At 44.9% G+C, this 20,258-nt stretch carries 21 protein-coding genes; 11 read left to right on the plus strand and 10 right to left on the minus strand.

Annotated features, from left to right (window positions below; genetic code table 11):
- Positions 1-178: 178 nt before the first annotated feature.
- The 3 genes from AAFP14_RS19730 to AAFP14_RS19740 all read left to right on the plus strand — a co-directional run bounded on the left by AAFP14_RS19730 (position 179) and on the right by AAFP14_RS19740 (position 4,174).
- Positions 179-682, plus strand: a complete 504-nt coding sequence (locus tag AAFP14_RS19730) for a hypothetical protein (protein ID WP_341733911.1) — start codon at positions 179-181, stop codon at positions 680-682.
- Between the two features lie 493 nt (positions 683-1,175).
- Positions 1,176-2,642 (plus strand): amidophosphoribosyltransferase, encoded by a 1,467-nt coding sequence (gene purF / locus AAFP14_RS19735; RefSeq protein ID WP_341733912.1) that lies wholly within the window; start codon positions 1,176-1,178, stop codon positions 2,640-2,642.
- A gap of 446 nt (positions 2,643-3,088) precedes the next feature.
- Positions 3,089-4,174: a fatty acid desaturase gene (locus AAFP14_RS19740; protein WP_341733913.1), complete on the plus strand. Its 1,086-nt coding sequence runs from the start codon at positions 3,089-3,091 to the stop codon at positions 4,172-4,174.
- 217 nt (positions 4,175-4,391) lie between these two features.
- Here AAFP14_RS19740 and AAFP14_RS19745 read toward each other — a convergent pair whose 3' ends face one another.
- The gene (locus AAFP14_RS19745; RefSeq protein WP_341733914.1) at positions 4,392-4,835 is read right to left on the minus strand and encodes an NUDIX hydrolase; all 444 of its coding nucleotides are present in this window, start codon (positions 4,833-4,835) and stop codon (positions 4,392-4,394) included.
- 106 nt (positions 4,836-4,941) lie between these two features.
- The gene (locus AAFP14_RS19750; protein WP_341733915.1) at positions 4,942-5,370 is read right to left on the minus strand and encodes a DNA-binding protein; all 429 of its coding nucleotides are present in this window, start codon (positions 5,368-5,370) and stop codon (positions 4,942-4,944) included.
- Between the two features lie 146 nt (positions 5,371-5,516).
- Here AAFP14_RS19750 and folD point away from each other — a divergent pair, with 146 nt between their 5' ends.
- Positions 5,517-6,386 carry a bifunctional methylenetetrahydrofolate dehydrogenase/methenyltetrahydrofolate cyclohydrolase FolD gene (gene folD / locus AAFP14_RS19755; RefSeq protein WP_341733916.1) on the plus strand — a complete coding sequence of 290 codons (870 nt, stop codon included), beginning with the start codon at positions 5,517-5,519 and terminating at the stop codon, positions 6,384-6,386.
- Between the two features lie 61 nt (positions 6,387-6,447).
- Here folD and AAFP14_RS19760 read toward each other — a convergent pair whose 3' ends face one another.
- Together AAFP14_RS19760 and AAFP14_RS19765 are read right to left on the minus strand one after the other, a co-directional pair.
- Positions 6,448-7,212 carry a class I SAM-dependent methyltransferase gene (locus AAFP14_RS19760; protein WP_341733917.1) on the minus strand — a complete coding sequence of 255 codons (765 nt, stop codon included), beginning with the start codon at positions 7,210-7,212 and terminating at the stop codon, positions 6,448-6,450.
- A gap of 53 nt (positions 7,213-7,265) precedes the next feature.
- Positions 7,266-7,754 (minus strand): GNAT family N-acetyltransferase, encoded by a 489-nt coding sequence (locus AAFP14_RS19765; RefSeq protein ID WP_341733918.1) that lies wholly within the window; start codon positions 7,752-7,754, stop codon positions 7,266-7,268.
- A 192-nt stretch (positions 7,755-7,946) separates the two neighbouring features.
- On the opposite strand from AAFP14_RS19765, the gene AAFP14_RS19770 reads away from it, so the two are divergent.
- The 5 genes from AAFP14_RS19770 to AAFP14_RS19790 all read left to right on the plus strand — a co-directional run bounded on the left by AAFP14_RS19770 (position 7,947) and on the right by AAFP14_RS19790 (position 12,219).
- Complete coding sequence (locus tag AAFP14_RS19770; RefSeq protein ID WP_341733919.1) at positions 7,947-8,882, plus strand: LysR family transcriptional regulator; 936 nt, start codon at positions 7,947-7,949, stop codon at positions 8,880-8,882.
- 211 nt (positions 8,883-9,093) lie between these two features.
- Positions 9,094-10,020 carry a geranylgeranyl diphosphate synthase CrtE gene (crtE, locus tag AAFP14_RS19775; RefSeq protein ID WP_341733996.1) on the plus strand — a complete coding sequence of 309 codons (927 nt, stop codon included), beginning with the start codon at positions 9,094-9,096 and terminating at the stop codon, positions 10,018-10,020.
- Between the two features lie 14 nt (positions 10,021-10,034).
- Positions 10,035-10,493, plus strand: coding sequence for a divergent PAP2 family protein (locus AAFP14_RS19780; RefSeq protein WP_340524262.1), 459 nt, complete (start codon positions 10,035-10,037; stop codon positions 10,491-10,493).
- 122 nt (positions 10,494-10,615) lie between these two features.
- Positions 10,616-11,740, plus strand: a complete 1,125-nt coding sequence (locus AAFP14_RS19785) for an AAA family ATPase (protein ID WP_341733920.1) — start codon at positions 10,616-10,618, stop codon at positions 11,738-11,740.
- Entirely contained in the window at positions 11,737-12,219 is a 483-nt protein-coding gene (locus tag AAFP14_RS19790) for a hypothetical protein (protein ID WP_341733921.1), read from the plus strand. The genes AAFP14_RS19785 and AAFP14_RS19790 overlap by 4 nt, the downstream gene beginning before the upstream one ends.
- Before the next feature lie 98 nt (positions 12,220-12,317).
- Here the strand turns inward: AAFP14_RS19790 and AAFP14_RS19795 are convergent, their stop codons facing one another.
- From AAFP14_RS19795 to AAFP14_RS19805, 3 genes are all read right to left on the minus strand, one after another.
- Positions 12,318-12,821: a YbjN domain-containing protein gene (locus AAFP14_RS19795; protein WP_341733922.1), complete on the minus strand. Its 504-nt coding sequence runs from the start codon at positions 12,819-12,821 to the stop codon at positions 12,318-12,320.
- Between the two features lie 204 nt (positions 12,822-13,025).
- Positions 13,026-14,330, minus strand: a complete 1,305-nt coding sequence (gene aptA, locus AAFP14_RS19800) for an omega-aminotransferase AptA (protein ID WP_341733923.1) — start codon at positions 14,328-14,330, stop codon at positions 13,026-13,028.
- A gap of 165 nt (positions 14,331-14,495) precedes the next feature.
- Entirely contained in the window at positions 14,496-15,521 is a 1,026-nt protein-coding gene (locus tag AAFP14_RS19805) for an adenosine deaminase (RefSeq protein WP_341733924.1), read from the minus strand.
- Between the two features lie 226 nt (positions 15,522-15,747).
- Here AAFP14_RS19805 and AAFP14_RS19810 point away from each other — a divergent pair, with 226 nt between their 5' ends.
- Both AAFP14_RS19810 and AAFP14_RS19815 read left to right on the plus strand, forming a co-directional pair.
- Positions 15,748-17,088, plus strand: coding sequence for an adenylosuccinate synthase (locus tag AAFP14_RS19810; RefSeq protein ID WP_341733997.1), 1,341 nt, complete (start codon positions 15,748-15,750; stop codon positions 17,086-17,088).
- Between the two features lie 162 nt (positions 17,089-17,250).
- Positions 17,251-17,853, plus strand: coding sequence for a 50S ribosomal protein L25/general stress protein Ctc (locus tag AAFP14_RS19815; RefSeq protein ID WP_341733925.1), 603 nt, complete (start codon positions 17,251-17,253; stop codon positions 17,851-17,853).
- Positions 17,854-18,096: 243 nt separating this feature from the next.
- On the opposite strand, the gene AAFP14_RS19820 is transcribed toward AAFP14_RS19815, so the two are convergent.
- Genes AAFP14_RS19820 through AAFP14_RS19830 form a run of 3 tightly spaced genes read right to left on the minus strand, consistent with a single transcriptional unit; the run spans position 18,097 to position 19,821 of the window.
- Complete coding sequence (locus tag AAFP14_RS19820; RefSeq protein ID WP_341733926.1) at positions 18,097-18,573, minus strand: hypothetical protein; 477 nt, start codon at positions 18,571-18,573, stop codon at positions 18,097-18,099.
- Between the two features lie 60 nt (positions 18,574-18,633).
- Positions 18,634-19,251: a cupin domain-containing protein gene (locus AAFP14_RS19825; RefSeq protein ID WP_341733927.1), complete on the minus strand. Its 618-nt coding sequence runs from the start codon at positions 19,249-19,251 to the stop codon at positions 18,634-18,636.
- Positions 19,252-19,254: 3 nt separating this feature from the next.
- On the minus strand, positions 19,255-19,821 hold the full coding sequence (locus tag AAFP14_RS19830; protein WP_341733928.1) for a sigma-70 family RNA polymerase sigma factor: 567 nt from the start codon (positions 19,819-19,821) through the stop codon (positions 19,255-19,257).
- Positions 19,822-20,258 lie beyond the last annotated feature (437 nt).

Raw genomic sequence — 20,258 nt, forward strand, 5'->3', positions numbered from 1 at the left:
AGAACGTCAACGGTCGCTGGACTTCTATCTTATGGTTGAGCCTCATAACTTGTCGCCAGCGACCGTTGCCGTTCAAGAGTGCGGTGACGATCGCGATTTAATAGCTGTTTAGTCTAAACTCCAGTTATCCAAAAAGCCTGAGATATTGTCCCGTATTTTGAAGCAGGCAAAACAACCTTTGAAAGATGCAACTGCGGTAAATTCTACCCGTTGGGCATTATTTCAACGACTTAAACAAACAGGATCACCAATAGAAGTTTCAACAGGAGGTAGAACAAAGTTCAATCGTACTCGACTGCAACTACCTAAAACTCATTGGCTGGATGCCGCCTGCGTAGGAAATGTAGAAATGCTGCAAGTTCACGCTAAGAAGCCGTTGCTAATTTCAGCTAAAGGATGGGGCAATCGTCAGATGTCTACGACTAATAAATATGGATTTCCGGTGAGGCACAGAACCCGGTGCAAGACGTTTTTTGGGTTTGGGACTGGCGATATGGTGAGGGCAGTTCTCCCTTCGGGGAAGTTTGCAGGTACTCACGTCGGCAGGTTGACTGTCAGAGAAAGTGGAGTTTTCGAGATGAGAACGCCACTAGGCAAGGTAAGTCCAGTGCGTCATAAATACTGCGAATCAATCCACCGCAACGATGGGTATATGTATGCGTTTTCCACAAACGTCCAATGAATTAGCGATTAGAGGCGTAGCGATCGCCCCGACTTCTTTAGCTAATCAAAACTAATTTTAGGGCCGCTAACCCTCACTTTCTGGCTTTCTCAGGACATACCCACGGGGACCAAAAACCCGGTTTCTCCATCAACATCTATGGAAAAAGGAATATTTGTGGAAGAAACCGGGTTTTTTGCCTAAATCCTCTTTCTTTAACTCCATTGCTGAACTAGCTTGGCAAGTTGTTGAGGGCGGGTATCCGATATTACCGGGGGGCGATCGCCCCATCGCTCTCCGGTAATTTACCCTAATATCTAGAGATATAGGCGATCGATACTACAATCCTGTTCCATCTCTTACAGTCGCTGCTAGAATGCCAAAAAAATTGAAATTAATGTTCGATCCGTGGCAATATTAAGGAATTGTTAAGTTATGCGACGGTTTCGCAAACAAAACTTCCCGCACCAATAGTCCCGCAAATCCACCGTTCCCATTAGGAGCCAACCCATCTATGATTCCCAACCATTCCTTCGCGGCTGACGAGCATTCTAGCAAACCTGACAAGCCCGAGGAAGCTTGCGGCGTTTTCGGTATCTACGCACCTGGTGAAGATGTCGCCAAGTTGACCTATTTTGGTTTGTATGCGTTGCAGCACCGAGGCCAGGAATCCGCAGGCATTGCCACCTTTGATGGCGATCGAGTATACCTCCACAAAGACATGGGACTGGTTTCCCAAGTCTTCAATGAATCTAATTTAGGTCACTTGCCCGGTAATTTAGCCGTAGGTCATACTCGCTACTCTACTACTGGCTCGTCGCGGGTTGTCAACGCTCAACCTGTGGTCGTCGAAACTCGTTTGGGAAGTCTGGCATTAGCACATAACGGGAATCTTGTCAATACAAAAGAATTGCGGGAAGAATTGTTGTCTCGGAACTGCGAGTTTGTCAGCACGACGGATTCAGAGGCGATCGCCGTGGCGATCGGTTCAGAAGTAGACAAGGGTAAAGATTGGCTCGAAGCAGCCATCAGTGCCTTTGGGATGTGCCAAGGAGCCTTTAGTTTGACCATCGCCACCCCCAAAGGTGTCATGGGTGTCCGCGACCCCCACGGAGTGCGCCCCTTGGTAATTGGCACACTCCCCACAAATCCGGTACGTTATGTTTTGGCATCGGAAACTTGCGGATTAGATATTATCGGTGCGGAATTTTTGCGCGACGTAGAACCGGGAGAATTAGTTTGGATTACAGAGGAAGGTATGGCTTCCTTTCATTGGAGTCAGCAACAAAAGCGCAAACTGTGCATCTTTGAAATGATCTATTTTGCTCGACCCGATAGCATGATGGAAGGTGAAAGTTTGTACAGCTATCGACTACGAATCGGGCGTTTATTAGCAGCAGAATCTCCGGCTGATGCTGATATAGTCATCGGCGTTCCTGATTCGGGAATCCCAGCGGCGATCGGTTTTTCTCAAGCTTCCGGCATTCCCTACGCGGAAGGATTGATTAAAAATCGCTACGTCGGACGCACTTTTATTCAGCCGACTCAAACCATGCGAGAGTCAGGAATCCGCATGAAACTAAACCCTCTGCGAGATGTGTTGGAAGGAAAACGGGTGATCATTATCGATGATTCCATCGTCCGTGGCACTACCAGTCGCAAAATTGTCAAAGCCTTACGGGATGCTGGTGCCACCGCAGTTCACATGAGAATTTCTTCCCCCCCTGTGACTCATCCTTGTTTCTATGGCATTGACACCGACAATCAAGATCAGTTGATTGCAGCTACTAAGTCTGTCCCTGAAATCGCCGCTCAAATTGAGGTAGACTCTTTGGCTTTCTTGAGTTGGGAAGGAATGCTCAAAGCTACTAATGAAGATACGAAAAGTTTCTGTTCTGCGTGTTTTACCGGCGATTATCCGATCGAGGTTCCAGAATTGATTAAACGAGCGAAGCTAATATTAGAAAAAGCTGCAACTTAGCAGAAGTCATTAGTCAGTAGTCATTAATCATTTGTTAATTGCTACCAATGCCCGATGCCCAATACTTCGGCTACGCTCAGCACAGGTGCGCGATGCCCTTCTGCCATAACTTATTGCCAGAGTGTGTGTAGAAATGTTAAATTAACTTAGCTCTGCCATTGGCAGGCTGGAAGCTTTGCTTCCAAAACCTCACTCTCAGATCGAAGTCGCATTTCGCACTTCCAACGGGCACAGGAGATTTTTTCAGATAACAGGGTCGATCGCACAAATTTTCCCCCTACCAGCATTCCCCAAGCCACTGGGCTGGAGAATCGCCTACGGATGATTTCCTGCGAACTAAATAACTTTAGAAACCCTTACTGAGTATAAATTATGGCTCCTTGGAGCCAAAGTGACTGATAAGTAACGAAATGCGGTTTCTCAAGTCAGCTTAAATCGGAAACTTCGTGCAATCAAATACTGTTCTCAATCAGCCGAGCGATAAAAGCTCATCCTCTCGTACAACAGAGTTACCTTTTACTCTTGCTGATATCAAATCAGCCATTCCAGCCCATTGTTTTGAACCCTCGGCTGGGAAATCCCTTGCTTACTTCTTCTTGGATCTTGGAATCATCGCAGGCTTATATGCGATCGCCTATACCCTTGATTCCTGGTTTTTTTATCCAATATTCTGGTTAATGCAGGGAACCATGTTTTGGGCATTGTTTGTAGTCGGCCACGACTGTGGACACGGTTCCTTCTCCAAGAGCAAATGGCTCAACAACCTGATCGGACACCTTTCCCACGCTCCAATTCTCGTACCCTTCCACGGTTGGCGGATCAGCCACAGAACCCACCACGCCAATACAGGTAGCTTAGATACTGACGAAAGCTGGTATCCAGTGTCCGAGAGCAAATACAATCAAATGCCCTGGTATGAAAAACTGGGACGCTTCTATTTGATGTTATTTGCCTATCCAATATATCTATTTCGTAGATCGCCCGATCGGGTAGGTTCTCACTTCATGCCGAGTAGCCCCATTTTCCGTCCTTCCGAAAAATGGGATGTATTAACCAGCACAGCATCCTTAATAGTAATGGTCGGATTTTTGGGTGCGTTAACCTATCAATTTGGTTGGCTGTTTTTACTCAAATTCTACTTGGTTCCCTATGTAATTTTCGTGATGTGGTTAGATTTGGTAACATTCCTGCACCACACTGAGCCGGATATCCCCTGGTATCGTGGAGACGACTGGTACTTCTTGAAAGGTGCCTTATCAACGATCGATCGGGATTATGGCATCATCAACCCTATCCATCACGACATCGGCACCCACGTAGCCCACCATATTTTCTCCACAATGCCACACTACCACTTGAAGGAAGCAACCGAAGCCATCAAGCCAGTGTTGGGCGATTATTATCGCAAGTCAAGCGAGCCAATTTGGAAGAGCTTTATTCGCTCTTACTGGGATTGTCACTTTGTTTCCGATACAGGATCTAAAGTGTACTACGAATCGCCTAACAGTCGGAGTTCTACCCAAGTGAAGTAACTCCACTAGGACTTACCAAAAACCCCGGTTTCTGAACCTAAATTTGTCATTTCAAATTGATAGAAATGTTCAGAAACCGGGATTTTTATATCAAATCCGTTGACATCGTAATTATTATTTCTCTCTTCTCTTTCTCTGTGTCCTCTGTGTCCTCTGTGGTTTAATCATTCCGATACAACCGGAATTGATATTATTTTTTATATTTAAACTCGTTATATTATAGCCTCTGACTTCTTCCTTCAAAATCTGCTATAAAATTCAACAAAATACGTTGGTGAGCAACACCCAAAGGTCGCACATCTCCTGACTGCTGCGAAAAGCATTTTCCAGCCCGAATTTCCTCCGGTGTCAACAACTTCAGATCCCAACCCTCAAGCAAAACTAAATCATTGACACTGACATCAAGTTGTGCATGAAAAACATGGCGGATCACATCTCCTTCTACATCCTCACAAAAAAAAGAAACAGTGGGAGGAGCATAACTAATTTCCTCCTTCAATTCCCGTAGGACAGCAACTTCAGGCGTTTCTTCCGGTTCCATATGACCACCAAACAAAGCCCAATGTCCGGGATATCTAATATGAGGCACATCATCCCGCAACTGGCACAGAAACTTGCCCTCTCGGTACAAAATAGCGATCGCAACGTGAATTTTAGTCATTAGTTATTAGTTATTGGTTATTAGTTTACTTATTCCCAGGAACAGGCTGGGAATACATATCAGGAGGCAGAGCCTCCAATCCGAGAGTAACGCTAGTTTCCCATAACTATCTCCCCTTTACAGCAGCAGGAGTACGTTGAAGCAGTTCAACTTCTTCAATATAAACCTCACCTAAATCTTCAGCAAAACCCTTGAGCTTAATACTTTTATAGCGAACTTGCCCCTTGAGCATGATTTCATCTCCTAGCTGTGGCAAAGCCTGCTTCGTTAAAACCCAAATACTACCACTAGCATCTTGAAGTTGATAAGCGGCATTCCCCACAAAAGGAGCGCGATTTTCCACCTTACCCTGGAGATAAACCTCCGTATCCACTTGTCGTTTTTGTTGAATATCACTAATTTTAGAAACATTAAAACCAAAATTAAATTTAGACCCCGGCAAATTTGCACAACTTAGTAAACCGCTAGCGATCGCGAGGAATAAACAACCTATGGACAACTTTTGAAGGCAAACTGCCTTGATTGCATTAGTCATCTTTCAAATAATTTGAAATGTGAGATACGACTCAACTTTAACCAGAATCCTGAGAATCGATGGAAACTAAGCAACTTCGACATTATAGTCCTTGGCGACGGTTAAGCTAAAATCTAAAATCGTCAGCCCCTAACCCACAGCCTACAATGGAAGCCAAAACTGCTCAAATACTAGATGGCAAAGCTTTAGCAACAAAGATTCAAAGCGAGCTGAGCGATCGAGTTCATTCCCTACAAACCCAGATTGGGCGTCCTCCGGGACTTGCGGTACTGATGGTGGGCGACAACCCAGCCAGCGCAGCTTACGTGCGAAACAAAGAAAGAGCCTGCGCTAAAGTTGGCATAGCTTCCTTTGGTCAGCATTATCCCGCAAATGCAACTCAAGGCGAACTCGAACTTGCAATTCATGCACTCAACGAGGACGATCGAGTAGACGGGATTTTAGTACAACTCCCACTTCCAGAGCACCTAGACGCAATTTCCCTACTTTACCAAATTGCCCCCGCCAAAGATGCAGACGGACTCCACCCTGTAAATTTAGGCAGCCTGGTACGGGGAGAAAAAGGTTTACGCAGTTGTACTCCCGCCGGAGTCATGCGACTGTTGCAAGAATACCAGATAGATTTAAAAGGAAAAAATGCCGTAGTTTTGGGGCGGAGTATTTTAGTAGGTAAACCGATGGCGCTGATGCTATTAGAAGCCGATTGTACAGTGACAGTAGCTCATTCGCGGACGCAAAACCTAGAATCCATCACCAGCCAAGCCGATATCTTAATCGCCGCCGTCGGCCACACAGAAATGATTACAGCTAACATGGTCAAACCAGGGGCTGTAGTCATCGATGTCGGTATCAACCGCGTTGTCAATCCAGACGGTACTAGCCGGTTGGCGGGAGATGTGGACTTTGATGCTGTTAAAACAGTAGCGGAATTTATCACACCAGTGCCGGGAGGAATCGGGCCCATGACTGTGGCGATGCTGTTAGAAAATACCGTTTCTAGTTACAGCATCCAGTAGAAGTAGGTGCGTCGCTGTCAGATGTGACATCGAGTTGGAAGATTGTCGATGGCGACGCACTCTACTGCTTGAGAGCAACAACGCGAATTCGGCGATAATCTGCAATCCAATTACCATCACGATAAAGTGTCGATCGCAAACGCCCTTCAACTGCCTTAATTACTTGCGATCGCACTTCTTCAGATAGCCCCGAAAAAAACCCGCCAGCAAACATTTCAATCCAATTTACCATACCAGCATCACCGCCAGCCAGGGGAGTCGGGCGATCGAACAAAACCGCACAACCAACCTCAAAACCTTGCTTTTCCAAAAGCCCAGCATACTCACCAACACTCGGAAAATACCAAGGATTAAGCGACTCCGGCCACTCGCAACCAATTTCCGACAAAACACTCAAAATTGCCCCAACTATAGCCCCCACATTGCCCTTACCCCCAAACTCAGCCACAAAACGCCCACCCGGCTTCAGTGCTTTTGCAATGCAATTAATTACAGCATCCGCTTCCTTAACCCAATGCAAAACAGCATTAGAAAAAACAGCATCCAGCGGTGCAACAACTTCAAAATCACGAGCATCAGCCACAGCAAAATCAAGCTGAGGATAATTAGAGCGAGCCTTAGCAATCATCGACAAAGATGAATCAATCCCCTGCACAAAAACACCACTCTCAGCAATCTTTTGGGTTAACTGTCCCGTACCACAACCTAAATCTAAAATCCGTTCACCAGCCTGCGGAGCGAGTAATTTCAAAAGCGATTCCCCGTAATGCCAAACAAAACCATGATTTCCCTCATACAGCGCAGAATTCCAAAAATCTTGTAACATCCTTCTTTCCTCTTCACTTAGTGTCCTTAGCGCCTTCGCGGTTCCTTACTAAATTACTGACCCGCAAGCAGAGAAATTGCCTCCCCATCAATTCGGCAAACCCTAATATTTTCCAAAATGCGCGCCCCCTGCTTTTGATAAAAAGCAATTCCTGGCGAATTCCTAGTATTAACAGTCCATTCAATCCGCCCGCAATTTGTGGATTCAGCAATTTGTGCCAAAGACTTTAACAAAGCTGTACCGATTCCTAAACCTCGAAAATGAGATTGCACAAATAAATCATCCAGCCACAGACAGGGCTGAGCCAATAAACTTGAATAGGAAGCATAAAACATCGCAAATCCTACCGCTTTTCCGGCAACTTCCGCCAACAATACTCGCACGAGCGGAGACTCGACAAATAATGTTTCATTCAGTTTGTCTGTTGTTGCTGCTAAAAGATGTGGAACTCCATCGAATTCTGATTTTTGCGAAATAAAAGTCAGAATCAATTCTAAATCAGCAAGTTTTGCTTCTCTCACCTTAATATCTAAGTTTGCCATTTCTGAATTCTCCAGTTTTTCGATAACACAAGTTGACAATTAAATCATTAAATCCCCAATTCCCCATTACCTATTCCCAATTCCCCTATTACCAATTCCCTATTCCCCAATTATCAATGGCTAATTATCAAAATGTCCAATATCTGTTTAATTAACAATTTATACTTTTAAAATATTAATGAATCGAAAATTATGGAACTACGACATTTGCGTTATTTCATTGCAGTTGCAGAAGAATTGAACTTCACTCGTGCAGCCGAAAAACTGCATATAGCCCAACCTCCGCTGAGTCAACAAATCCAGCAGTTAGAGGCGGAGTTAGGGTTTCAATTGTTTCGTCGCACCAAACGGACGGTAACGCTAACGGAAGCGGGACAGGTTTTTTTTGAGGAGTCGCAAAAAATTCTGCTGCAACTCGATCGCGCTATTCAACTTGGCCAACAGACAAATCGGGGCGAATTGGGACAACTGAGAATCGGCTTTGTGAGCTCTGCTTCTCATAATGTGGTTCCAGCTATTTTGCAGGCTTTTCGCACTTTGCATCCAGCGGTAAAGCTGGAATTGCGAGAAATGACGACAAATGAGCAGTTGCAGCGACTGCGGGAAGGACAAATAGACATCGGCTTCCTTCGTCCTCCGGTGGATGAGGGGATAAATTCAGAAATTGTGTTTCGGGAACCGCTGATCGTGGCTTTGCCGCAGACGCATCAATTGGCCGATCGCGCCCAGGTAGAATTGAGACAACTTTCCACCGAACCTTTTATCCTGTTTCCGCGTTCCCTGGCTCCGGGATTGTACGATCGCATTATCAGTTTTTGTCAACAAGCAGGCTTTAGCCCGATCGCCTCTCAAGAAGCGATTCAAATGCAAACCATTGTGAGTCTAGTCGCTGCCTCCATGGGAGTGGCGATTGTGCCGGAATCGATGCAAAATTTCCAGCGCTGCGGTGTTGTTTACAAACATTTACAAGAACCAAGCCCGATCGTGTCGATCGCTCTAATTTGGTGCGACAATCCCACACCAGTGCTGCTGCGGTTTTTGGAAGTCGCCACACAAAGCTGTGGATTGGGAATAAAAACTGATACAGAAACTGGGTTGGGAGTCAAGCTGAGGGAGGCAAACTCTTAACATTTATTTGGAAATCTGGTTGTTGTATTACCCGCGCCTCAGTTGTGTGGGAGAAAGTTTTGAAAATTCAAAATAAGTTTCTGTGCAATCACACCCATAGAATGATTAAATGAAATTCAGATTTCGGGCGATCGCCACTGTACAAGTTGGTTCGATCGACCTGCATCAATCAAAGTATCCTTTCGTCACATTAAGTACAAGAGAGCAAGGGATGGTATTGGCAACAGAAATGGATTCGTCCCAACCGGAATCCGCTTTCGACTTATCTACTTACCTAGTCGAGCAAAAAAAGGCGATCGAGGTAGCTCTCGACAGTGCGCTGCCGGTCATCTACCCAGAGAAAATTTACGAAGCCATGCGCTACTCCCTGCTAGCAGGTGGTAAACGGCTACGTCCAATCCTGTGTCTGGCTGGCTGCGAACTCGCCGGTGGCACTACCCAAATGGCAATGCCCACAGCTTGCGCTTTGGAAATGATCCATACCATGTCGCTGATCCACGATGATTTGCCCGCCATGGACAATGACGACTATCGGCGTGGCAAACTGACTAACCACAAAGTCTACGGCGAAGATATCGCCATTTTGGCTGGCGATGGCTTGTTGACCTATGCTTTTGAATTTATCGCTACTAAAACCGAGAACGTACCCCCCCATCTGGTATTGCAGACGATCGCCCATTTGGCACGGGCATCGGGGGCTGGGGGACTTGTCGGGGGTCAGGTGGTTGACCTGGAGTCGGAAGGATTGAAAGATGTTTCTCTAGAAACTTTGAACTACATTCACGCTCACAAAACCGGCGCGCTGTTAGAAGCCTGCGTAGTTTGTGGGGCAATTCTGGCTGGGGCATCGGCTGCGGATTTGCAGCGGCTTTCTCGTTTCGCTAAAAATATTGGGCTGGCTTTCCAGATTATTGATGACATTCTCGATATTACTGCTACTGCTGAAGAACTTGGCAAAACCGCAGGCAAAGATGTTCAAGCTGGAAAGGTGACTTATCCTAGTTTGTGGGGAATTGAGGAGTCCAGGCGTCAAGCTTCACAATTGATTGTTGATGCTCAGGCTCAATTGGCAGTGTTTGGGAATAAAGCTCAACCGCTGTTGGCGATCGCAGATTATATTACCAGTCGCAGTAACTAGAAATGCCAAACACTATGCAGGAAATTTGCAGCGGCATCTTAAACAATCACGTACTCGTGGTTTCTCTAATCGCTTGTCTGGCTGCTCAAGTATTGAAATTGCCGATCGAATTAATTAAAAATCGGAAGTTTAATCTTCAGTATTTAGTAACAACCGGAGGAATGCCTAGCTCTCATTCGTCTTTTGTCGGTGCTTTGGCTGCTGGGGTGGGACAAACCTTGGGCTGGGAGAGTCCAGAGTTTGCGATCGCCACAATTTTTGCGATAATTGTCATGTACGATGCTGCTGGAGTCCGCCAAGCTGCCGGCAAACAAGCTCGAATCCTCAACCAAATTATTGATGAATTTTTTGAAGAACACCACAACTTGAATGAGGCTCGTCTCAAGGAGTTGCTAGGACACACTCCTTTTCAAGTGTTTGTCGGTTTGGGGCTGGGAATAACTATTTCTTGGCTGGCCGGCCCTGCTTATTGAGTTTTGAGTACGGATTAGATTTGTGGCAGTGGTGTTTTTTATGGCAGTACCTATTCCCTAATTAAGCAGATCAAAAAGTTCAAAAAGTTGTTTCACTTCTCACTCATTGGAATTGTTTTGCTATGCTCCAAAGAATATATGTAAACAACTTCAGATGCCTAGAAAACTTTGAACTGCTCATAAAGGGGATGCCATCTGCTCTTTTGATAGGAAAAAACGGTGCAGGTAAATCAACTATTGCCTCTGCATTAGAAGTCCTTCAGAAGATTAGTCGAGGGATCAATAGAATGCGTGACCTTGAAAAACTTAACCTTATTAGCCCGAAAGATTTCGCTCGTGGAAGATCTGATGTTCCGATCCGGTTTGAAATAGAAGTATTACTCCAAGATCAATTATACAAATATGTCCTTGCCTTGGAGTTGCCTGAAAAATTTAGAGAGCTGCGAGTTTTTGAAGAGCAACTGCTAGTTGCAGGAGAGCCAATTTACTCTCGAAAAGAAGCCCAAGTCACTCTTCACATAGGCTCCCAAAATCGTGAAGCTCAGTTTATGGTAGATTGGCATCTGGTTGCCCTGCCAGTAATTCAGGAGCAATCTGAGAGTGATCCGCTTCATATTTTCAAAACTTGGCTGGCTCGCACGATCATTTTAGCCCCGATTCCCAGCTTGATGACCGGAGACTCAAACGGTGAAACTTTGGAGCCAAAGCGAGATGGTTCAAACTTTGGGGAGTGGGTTTCTGGCTTACTGAGTCGCTATCCCGCCGCCTACACACAGGTTGATAAATATCTCCGAGAAGTCATGCCTGACATTCAGGATTTTCTGAATGAACTAATCGGCAAAGACTCGAAAAGCATGATGGTTCGGTTTGCAGAAAATAATGCAAATCTGAGTATTGAATTTAATGACTTATCAGACGGGGAAAAATGCTTTTTTCTTGGCGCTGTCATCTTAGCTGCCAACAAATTTTATGGCCCACTTTTTTGCTTCTGGGACGAGCCAGATAACTATCTATCCTTATCGGAGGTAGGACATTTTGTCATGTCTCTGCGACGCTCATTTAACAATAGTGGTCAAATTTTAGTGACTTCGCATAATGAAGAAGCAATTCGCAAGTTTTCAAATGAAAATACTTTTATATTAGATCGAAAAAGCCACTTAGAGCCAACTTTGGTCAGATTGCTCAGTGATGTACCTGTTAGAGACGACCTGATAAATGCCTTGATTGGTGGCGACATAGAGCTATGAGTAATAAGTATCTACCGCACATTCATGTGTTGGCAGAAGATGATGCTAATCGCCAGATTGCCAACGGATTTATGCTTGCGCCCAACCTTAATAACCGTGCTGTTAAAGTCCTGCCTCTTCCTGGTGGTTGGAAAAAAACTGTGGAGGAATTCACGAAGGAGTATGCGTCTCAAATGCGACAATTACCAGAAAGAAGGATGGTTTTGCTCATAGATTTTGATAATGATGAAAATCGGTTTAATTATGTAGAAAGTCATATTCCAGAGGACCTAAAAGCAAGAGTGTTCGTGCTGGGAGTGCTATCTGAACCTGAGAATCTAAGGACAGACATTAAAAAGACTTTTGAGGAGATTGGAGAAGCTCTTGCAAAAGATTGTTCTGACAACAAAAATGAGTTATGGGGACATCATCTTCTGAAACACAACAAACGAGAATTGGATCGTATGGCGACCTCTGTAAAACCATTTCTCTTTAAATAAATTTACCCAAAAATCGCGCACGCGAATCAAATGTCAGGTGCACGACTGCCAATAATTTACCGGAGTGTGGCTAGCTTAAAAGTCTTGCACCCTAATAACTACAGTCCATATTCAGCTTGCAAGATATCGTCATTATCATCAGCGATAGTTGCGACAATAGTAATAGCGCGAGAAATTTCCCCAGTCGAGATTTTGGCTATCGTCCGAGTCGAAATTACCGCAACTTGATTATCAACGATCGCAAAATGAGATTCCAAAGTAGACAGCCAATTCATTTCCAGAAGTTTGCGCATTAATTGAGCTTCATTCTTCGCCGGCAACTGAAGCACAAAAGCCCAAACAGTCAAAGTATCATCTTCCGTTTCGCCAGTGAGTTGCACCAACACTTCCACACTACCGTACTTAAACTTCCAAAGATGTCCGCCCTGCTCATTTTGACCTACCATCACTTTTTGGTCTACAGCCATGCTGGCGATGACAGTTTCAATTTCTTCTGCATAGGTGACGGCTGTGGCTTTTTCGACTTGCGCATCGGCGATCGCGCTTTCACTTAAAATGCTTTCGGGAGAAACTGTTTCTAGGTTGGGTTCGCTGGTAGTCATGATTGTAATTTGACGGAAACTATTCCACTAATCATTTTACCAGGTTCTTGGTTCCCAGGAAGAGCCTGGGAACCAGTAGCTTTCTTCGGTCTCTCGGAGCTTTGGGCAAAATGTAGCACTTGATACTAAACTTCTTAATCAAGTCCTAGGGATTATTTGTCCAGGCCCACTTGTGGTTAGCGTGGGGATTTTGGTGACGGGGATTCATTCCATCCCCTGCAAAACCGCCGTCAAAATTTCCACAAGGCGATCGATATGTTCTTTCTCAATAATCAACGACGGCGACAAAGCAATTATATCCCCAGTGGTGCGAATCAACAACCCATTTTCGTAGCACTTTAAAAAACAATCAAAAGCCCGTTTACCAGGCTTTCCAGCCATAGATTCCAACTCAATCCCCGCCACAAGTCCCAAATTGCGAACATCAATAACGTGCCGCACTCCTTTCAAAGAATGCACAGCATTTTCCCAATAATCGGATATTTTATCAGCCCGATCGAACAATTTTTCTTCTTCGTAAATATCCAGCGTCGCCAAAGCAGCAGCACAAGCCAGTGGATGGCCAGAATAAGTATAGCCATGAAACAGCTCTATGCTATTTTCAGGAGCATTCATAAAAGCATCATAAATACCTTCCTTAACAAATACCGCACCCATGGGTACAGTACCGTTAGTTATCCCTTTTGCCACCGTCACCATATCAGGAATCACCCCAAAATATTCAGTAGCAAAACTCGAACCTAAACGCCCAAAACCTGTAATTACCTCATCAAAAATCAGCAAAATTCCGTACTTGTCGCAAATCGCCCGAAGCCTTTCCAAATAACCTTTGGGCGGAATCAAAACTCCCGTAGAACCCGCCACAGGTTCCACAATTACCGCCGCAATATTCGACGCATCATGCAAAGCCACAATCCGTTCCAATTCATCCGCCAAATGCGCCCCCCATTCCGGCTGTTTGCGGCTGAAAGCATTGTGTTCGAGGTTATGAGTGTGAGGTAAATGATCTACTCCAGTCAGCAAACTGCCGAAAAACTTGCGATTTGGACCAATCCCACCGACAGAAATTCCCCCAAAACCAACACCATGATAACCCCGTTCCCTACCAATCAATCTTTGGCGAGTACCTTCACCTCTAACTCGATGATAGGCGATCGCAATTTTTAAGGCAGTATCCACCGATTCCGAACCAGAATTAGTAAAAAAAACGCGATCGAAATTGCCCGGTATCATTTTTACCAAACGTTCTGCTAATTCAAAAGCAGCCGGATGTCCCATTTGAAAAGGAGGCGCGTAATCCAAGTTTAAAACCTGCTGTTTAACCGCTTCGGCAATTGTCTCCCGCCCGTGTCCGGCATTCACGCACCAAAGCCCCGCAGTACCATCGAGGATCGATCGATTATCATCGCTGGTAAAGTGCATATCTTTTGCCGACACCAACATTCGCGGATTCGCTTTAAACTGTCGGTTTGCGGTGAAGGGCATCCAATAAGCGTCCATATTTGTCATTATTTTTTTATGCTTTTATTTTCTAAAATAACATATTTGAACGAACCACGAAGACGCAAAGAGCACGAAGGAAGAAAAGAAAGAGCTTTTTCTTATTTCTAGGATTGCTATATCTTCCTCTTTCTCTGACTTCGTGTCCTTCGCGCCTTCGCGGTTCGTTTAATCTTACTGCACAGATTCATGGTGCAACAAACCTGTCAGCATTTTGACTGGTTGCTCCCCATAGGGCCATGCGAAAGCATGGCGAAAAGCAGCATTTTGACAGGCTTGCAATTGCCGAAAGTCAATGATATCTAAGGTTAATAAATTTTCGTATTCAAAAGGCAGCCGCACGTTGTGCAATCCCGCGTTGTCCGTGCAAATGGCAATATCGACACCGGCTTCAAAACAGCGATCGAATACTACTTTCAGTTCTCGCATATTTTGCAAAGTTCCCGTTTTTAGATAGGTGGTCGGGCAAACTTCCAAGCATTGACCTCTACGTGCGATTTCGGGCAGCAGTTCGGGATATTTTAAGGGAATTTGAATTCCGTGGCCGATTCGCATCAGATAGGGCAGTAATTCGGGATAACAGCCAGATGTTGTTTCGTAGAGGTGGCCGGTTGTTTTCAGGCCGATCGACCTTGCGTACTGATATAATCCGACAAATTCGTCTAAACGTTCGCTAATGCAAGCATCGCCTCCAGCAAAATCGATCGCACAAACATATTCTCCCATCTGTGCAGCCAAATCGACGATCGCCCGATTCACTTCATAGGGTAAACGCGAGTGCATACACAAAATTTGGCTGGTGACAATTGGACAATCGCTAATTTGGCTGGCCTTACCCACAACTCGGACAATTTCTGCCATCAAATCAATTCGTTCTGACTGCGACAAATGTTCTGGAGTTCGCAGATAAGGTGTATAACGCAACTCCAAATAAGCCAGATTTTCAAATACGTAAGCGCCCCGCATCAACCGATAAATGAAATAAGGCAGAGTCTCAACAGTTTGAACGCTTTCTACCAGCGTGTGCAGTTCCAAATACTCATCCAGAGTATTGCGCCGACGTGTGTAAAACTCCTCAAACTCCGAGTATTCTTGAAATCGATCGACCATTTCAGTATTGTGGCGATCGAAATACCGCCACAGCACCCTAGGAACCACAGAACCACCCAGATGGCGGTGCAACTCAGCGTGTAAACTCATGGCAAAACAGCCTCAATTTTCTTGATTGTAACAAAAATTAATTAGTCAGTCCTTGTGAGTGAGTTCCCATGCCCCAATCCCCAATGCCCCATGCCCCATGCCCCATGCCCCCTTGGGGGGGGTGGTCCAATCTATCCAAAATCTCAAATCTCAAATTGATTGACATTTGACACATATCCGTAGATAATCGAAGTTTGTGTCAACTAGAACGGAACGCGAAAAACCCTTGGCTAACGTAGTGGTAATCGGCGCCCAGTGGGGCGATGAAGGAAAAGGCAAAATTACCGATTTGCTCAGCAAATCCGCAGATATCGTTGTCCGCTACCAAGGGGGCGTCAACGCCGGTCATACCGTGGTAGTCAACGGTCAAACTTTCAAGCTACATCTGATTCCGTCGGGAATTCTCTACCCCGATACCGAATGTATCATCGGCTGTGGCACGGTCATTGACCCTAAAGTTTTAATTCAAGAATTGGATCAGTTAGAAAAACTCAACATTTCTACTGCCAAGTTGATGATTTCTCAGACTGCTCACGTCACCATGCCCTATCACAGATTAATTGATGTGGCATCGGAAGAACAACGGGGCAATTATAAAATTGGGACAACCGGACGCGGCATTGGCCCTACCTACGCGGATAAGTCCGAACGTACAGGTATTCGGATGCTCGATTTAATGGACTTGGAAGGGTTCCAAGAACAACTGGAATGGACAATTAATCATAAAAATGTCATTCTGGAAAAACTCTACAATTTGCCTCCTCTCAATCCCCAAGATGTGATTGATGAATACCGAGTCTATGCAGAACGTTTGCGCCCCCACGTAGTAGACAGTTCGCTGAAGATTTATGACGGGATTCACACGCGGAAAAATATTCTGTTTGAAGGGGCCCAAGGTACTTTATTAGACTTAGACCACGGCACTTATCCTTACGTTACTTCCAGCAGTCCGATCGCAGGTGGTGCTTGTGTCGGAGCTGGAGTTGGACCCACAGCGATCGATCGCGTTATTGGAGTCGCCAAAGCCTACACCACCCGTGTGGGAGAAGGCCCATTCCCTACCGAAATGGTAGATGGAATTGGAACTGTTTTGGGCGAAAGAGGGGCAGAATTCGGCACTACTACCGGTCGCAAACGCCGTTGTGGTTGGTTCGATGCAGTCATTGGCCGCTACGCCGTTCGCATCAACGGACTTGACTGTCTAGCAATTACCAAACTAGATGTTTTGGATGAATTAGACGAAATCAAAGTCTGCGTTGCTTACGAAATTGACGGCGAACGCTGTGTGGATTTCCCCAAGAGTTCTCGCATTTTTGCTGAGTGCAAACCCATCTATGAAACCCTTCCCGGTTGGAAAAAATCAACGGAAGATTGCCGTACTTTGGCAGATTTGCCCCAGCAAGCGTTGGATTATTTGAAGTTTTTGGCAGATTTGATGGCCGTACCGATCGCGATCGTTTCTCTTGGTGCTGGCCGCGACCAAACTATCATTGTCGAAGACCCAATTCACGGACCAAAGCGGGGATTATTGTCTGTTGATGGTACTCCTGTCGCAGCACAATCCTAATACGTTGAGTTGTAATAGACATCTCCAATAATAATTACTATTTAAATGGGTATTATTGGATTTGTCAGTGCCGATAAACTTTCGGTTAGTGAATTTAATTAAGTGCGATCGCACTACCACAAATTTGGTAAAATGTGAAAACAATAAGCCAAAAGTCAGAACATGGAAATCGCAGTTGAATGTCAAAAGCGAGCTGAAGGCAGCAAACCCAATGCCCTCCGTCGCTCAGGATTGATTCCCGCCGTACTTTACGGCCACCAAGGATCTGAATCCCTTGCTCTTACTATCCCTGCCAAAGCCGTTGAAACTCTCCTCAAACAGCGCGTTGTCAACAACGTCTTAATTGACCTGAATATTCCAGAAATTTCTTGGAAAGGAAAAACTTTATTGCGGGAAGTGCAGCGCCATCCTTGGAAAGGTTTTCCCTATCACCTCAGCTTTTTTGCGGTAGGAAGTCAAGACAGCCTCGAAGTTGAATTGTCCTTGCATTTTGTCGGCGAATCTGTCGGTGTCAAGTTGGGAGGCGGCATCTTGGATACCGTGATGACCCAATTAGCAGTTAAGTGTAAACCTGACAGCATTCCTGATGCCATTGAAGTAGATATTTCTAATTTAAATGTAGGGGATGCACTGCACATTCACGAACTCGTGTTACCCGCAGGAGTAGTAGCTATTGGTGAACCAAATCAGGTGGTTGTCAGCGTACTTGGTACTCAAGCTGGTTCTGAAGATGACTCAGAAGCAGCAGCAACACCAGCAGCTTAATTAGTAATTAGTCATAGTTGCTAACTAATTATTAAACCTATGGCGATCGCTTTTTACTCAAAAGGCGATCGCTTTTTAATTGCCAAAACCATTAATTTTTGCAAACTGTGATATCGTTTACGGTTGCATCGGAATGATTTAACCGCAGAGAGCGCAGAGGGCACAGAGGAGGAGAAGAGAGAGATGAATGCAGGACGATACCAACGGATTTGATATGACAGGGCACTGCCCTGTCCTGACTGATTACCTAATCGCTAATTCTGGGCAGTAGTGATTAGACGCCAGAGTCACGGTAATATCAGTATCCGCCAGAAAACTTTCTTTAGCAATGGGATTTTCCATACTCGCGGCTTCCCCGATCGCTCTTAATTTTAATTCCGGCAGAGAAACTCCCGATTTGGCCTCCGCACACATTCTTTTTGCTGCTGCAATTTTTTGACTAGGGCGGCTTTGAATTGCTTGCAATAAACTCTCCGTTGTCGCTGTGGAGTAGCTTTTGGCTAAACGTTTGTAGTCTTCAATAAATTTCCCATCATTCCCAGTAATTTTAACTGTTGGTTCCTGATTAGAACACAACAGATTTAAATTAATCACTTCTCCCGCTGAGTTGACGATAAAACATCCTTCCCGTTCTTGGGCGATCGCACTTTTGGTGTTGCTGACTAGGACGGGAAGCAACATCACAGCTATCATCGCACTTAAACGCAAGCTATTTACCATGATACAGAACTCCTTTGTTAGTTGTTAATTGTTAATTTGTTATTTGTTAGTTTTCAAATGTCAACTCAACATTTCGTTGTCTATGGACGATTTCACTAACAATAAACATCCGCCACGAGTGACAGGTGCATGAATAGAATTCGGTAAGGAGCGAATGTAATCCCCTTGATAACAAACTTCTCCCTCGACCTCTAAATCTCCTTCTAACATAAACACTTCTTCTACTCCGGTGTGTCTATGTAGGGGAAACTTGATTCCCGGTTCTAATCGCATCAAACAAGTATATTCGCGCTTTTCTTTATCTAGATAAAGGTTAGCAAACGAAATACCTGAAACTATATATTTTCTCCATTTCCGATGCTGCGATCGCACAATTAGAGAAGGAGTATTGTTTTCAGTAGCCGGAATAACTGGCTGTGAATTAACTTCCTCCGTGGGAGTTGGCGCAAGTTCGGCGATGCGCTGGAACAAACGGTGTTTGAGGTTGGGGGAGACTGGTACGGGAGGGGCTGTATAGGCGATCGCCGCCACCGCAGCCTCAACAGCATCTAATTCAGTTTCAAGTTCTGGAGACTCTTGCAATTTCTCTTTAAGGGCGCGACTTTCTGACTCGTCCATAGTATCGAGAGCTCGAAGCGCTGCAAGGATATTAAATTCCTCATACTCCATGATTTCCATAATTTAAACTATTTCGCTCAAAGCTTGACGCAATTTAGAAATACCTAACCGAATTCTGGTTTTGATAGTACCCACCGGAATGCCTGTCTTAGTAGCGATCGCAGCACAAGTCAATCCTTGATAATAGGCTAATTCAATCGCCTGTCGTTGTTCTGGCGGCAATGCTTCCAGCGCTGCTTTAACTTGTTCGCTCCGTTCTTCTAGTATGGCATCTGCCATCGGTTCTGCCATAGCAGAAATAGGGACTTTCGCATTTTCCACAGAAGCAACAACCGTCCGAAAATTGCGCTGCAAAACTCGAAGTCTATCCAGGGAACGACTGCGCGTCAGCAGAAACAACCAAGTATCAACTCGACTCCGGGAAACATCATAACTTGATGCTTTTTGCCAAATCTGAGAAAAAACATCTAGTACAACTTCTTCAGCTTCTTCTACCGAACCCAGAATTTTGTAAGCGAGAGCATAACTAGCGCGACCATAGCGATCGTATAGTTTAGCTAAGGCTGTTTGGTCTTTCTGGGCAATCTGCACTAACAGTAGCGATTCATCCCCTGACTTTTGAGCTGTCATTTCAGTGTACCGAAAAAAATGTGTTTTGACTGCACAGATCCAAAATTAAAAATTCAGCGTATATCACTACATAACCCGAAAATAATTGTAAGTTTGAAGTTGGGGGTACAAGCTGGAGTATGCCTTTTTAGGCTAGTTTTACACTGTTTTTAATTATGAGATTCCCAATTCATATTGCAGTTTATCACTTCCGCAATCTCAAATCTCAAATCGGTTGACTCCCAGAAAATCCGAGGGCAAATCTGAAAATAGGAATTTTTACATAACTTAACAAAACCGATAGATCCAAAATAGCAAAACCTTCGTATACCAGTTAAGTTCGGGTTCTCTGGGTAATGGTGGCGACAGCTAAGACTGCGCCAACTCATGACCCATCGAGTTTTTCCCTCACCCGTCCTACTAAGTTATATCCATACTATCTGTGCAATAAAGGTGAT

The sequence above is a fragment of the Microcoleus sp. EPA2 genome (genome assembly GCA_020882975.1).
Classification (GTDB): Bacteria; Cyanobacteriota; Cyanobacteriia; order Cyanobacteriales; family Microcoleaceae; genus Microcoleus.